The organism is Halomicronema sp. CCY15110 (assembly GCF_016888165.1).
Classification (GTDB): Bacteria; Cyanobacteriota; Cyanobacteriia; order Phormidesmidales; family Phormidesmidaceae; genus Halomicronema.
In genome coordinates, this window is sequence record NZ_JACSWC010000100.1 from 1 (window position 1) to 2,222 (window position 2,222).

Below are 2,222 nucleotides of genomic sequence, written 5' to 3' on the forward strand. Positions count from 1 at the left end.
ATGACCCCATGTTTTCTGGCAGCATCCTACTACAACATGACTTGTGTGTACTTAGTAGCCCAAAACTGGGAGAGGGACTTTGAAAGCCTTGCTCCCCTTCTCTCAAGCTTGGGAGAAGGGGCTGGGGGATGTAGAGCTTTGCTCTTCCCCGCGGGTGGGCCAGCCCACTGGGATGTCCCTATTGAATCTGCTCTATGCCTCAGTCAATAGTTTAGGGAGTTCTGGGACTCTCCTGGGAGAAACTGGCGACAAAATCGAGCGATCGCTACACCGCGAGGAATTCCTGAATCACGGCGTTGCTGAGTTCAGAGGTCGAGCCCGAGGCCACGATGCCACCCTTTTGCATGGCGTAGTAGTAGTCAGCTTGGCGCACAAAGTGCAAGTGCTGCTCCACCAGCAAGACAGAAATTCCTCGGGTGTCGATAATGCGACGCACCGCCGCCTCAATATCCAAAATGATGGAGGGTTGGATGCCTTCGGTGGGTTCATCCAGCACCAGCAGCTGTGGTTGGCTCATGAGGGCGCGGGCGATCGCGAGTTGTTGCTGCTGTCCACCACTCAGGTCACCGCCCATGCGGCTGAGCATGGTTTCCAAGACTGGAAATAACTCAAAGATCTCGGCGGGCACATCTTTGGACTTTTGGCCGCGATCGCCCAGTGCTTCTTGCCCAATGATGAGATTTTCTTCCACGGTTAAACGGGGAATAATCTCCCGCCCTTGGGGCACATAGCCAATGCCCAGGCGGGCGCGCTTGTCGGGTGAGCTTTTGAGGACAGACTGCCCATCAAATTGAATGTCGCCGGTGCGGGGCATCAGCAGGCCCATGATGTTGTTCAGCATCGTGGTTTTGCCCACTCCATTGCGCCCAATCAGGCACACCATCTGGCCTCGGGGCACGGTGAGACTAACATCTCGCAGAATATGGCTCTCGCCATAAAAGAAGTTCAACCCCGAGACCTGCAGCATGGGCATTTGCCCAGTGGGCTCAGCAACGGGGGCAGGGGCAGTGCTGGTCATGATTTCAAGTCCTCTAGGGCGGCGGCTTCAAGACGGCTGACGGTTTCCGGGGGCAAGTTGAGCAGGGCAATCAGTTTTTGATAAACCGAGGCTTCCGTCTCATTAATTTGATTGGAACTGATCACTGCGTAGCTCAGCATCAGCGCCTGCTCCCGTTCGGCCTCCGATTTGAGCTGGGGCACCAAGTCCTCCAGGGGAATGTGTTTGGCGAGGAGGTTGCCCAGGGTGTCTTTCAGTTCGGTATGGTCATGGGAATCTTGGGCAAATTGTCGGCTCAGGCGATCGAGAATTAGATCTTGCTGAATCGGGTCAAAATTGTCGTCTGCCCAGGCCATGGTGGCGGCGATGCGCAATTGCAGCATTTGCTCTGGCGTGACGCTGGTTTCTTGCCCCAGGTACACCTCAATGACGCGGGGATCGTTTTGCACTTCGTCCATGGTGCCTTCGCACAGCACGGAACCTTGGTGCAGGACGGTCACTTGCCGAGCAATCTGGCGCACAAATTCCATGTCGTGCTCAATCACGATGATGGAGTGACTCTCGGCGAGAGACATCAGCAGTTTGCCAGTTTGTTCGGTTTCTTCGTCCGTCAGCCCCGCGACCGGCTCGTCCACCAGCAGTAAATCGGGGGATTGCGCCACCAACATACCGATTTCGAGCCATTGCTTTTCGCCATGGGAGAGTAGCGCGGCGGGGACGTCGGCTTTGTGATCGAGGCCGATGGTTTCGAGCAGGCCGCTCACTGTCCGCTTTTCGGCGGCGGGCGTCTTAGTAAACAGGGTGGCAAAGACGTTTTTGTCGCGGTTGCAAGAGAGTTCGAGGTTTTCACGCGGGGTGAGATTGAGGTAAACGCGGGGGGTTTGAAATTTGCGGCCAATGCCCAAGCGGGCGATGGTGTGTTCGGCCTGTTTGGCCAGGTCTTTGCCCTTAAAGCGAGCCTGACCTTCGGTGGGCTGCACTTTGCCCGTAATCACGTCGAGGAAGGTGGTTTTACCGGCACCGTTGGGGCCAATGATGACGCGCAGTTCGCCCTCGGCCATCGAAAAATTGAGGTCGTTGAGGGCCTTAAAGCCGTCGAAGCTGACGGTCACGTTTTCGATTTCTAGGATGGGTGCCATGGTGGAGTCGATGGGTAGGTGGGTGGCAGGGTGTGAGGGTGGGGTAGGTGGATGGGTGGGGTCGGGGGGGGGGGGGGGGGGGGGGT

2 protein-coding genes are annotated in these 2,222 nt (G+C 56.9%); both read right to left on the minus strand.

From position 1 onward, the window contains the following. Nucleotides 1-265: 265 nt before the first annotated feature. Nucleotides 266-1,018, minus strand: coding sequence for an urea ABC transporter ATP-binding subunit UrtE (urtE, locus tag JUK32_RS01270; protein ID WP_239112205.1), 753 nt, complete (start codon nucleotides 1,016-1,018; stop codon nucleotides 266-268). Next, nucleotides 1,015-2,136, minus strand: coding sequence for an urea ABC transporter ATP-binding protein UrtD (gene urtD / locus JUK32_RS01275; RefSeq protein WP_204137048.1), 1,122 nt, complete (start codon nucleotides 2,134-2,136; stop codon nucleotides 1,015-1,017). Before urtD ends, urtE begins: the two co-directional genes overlap by 4 nt. Between the last annotated feature and the right edge of the window lie 86 nt (nucleotides 2,137-2,222).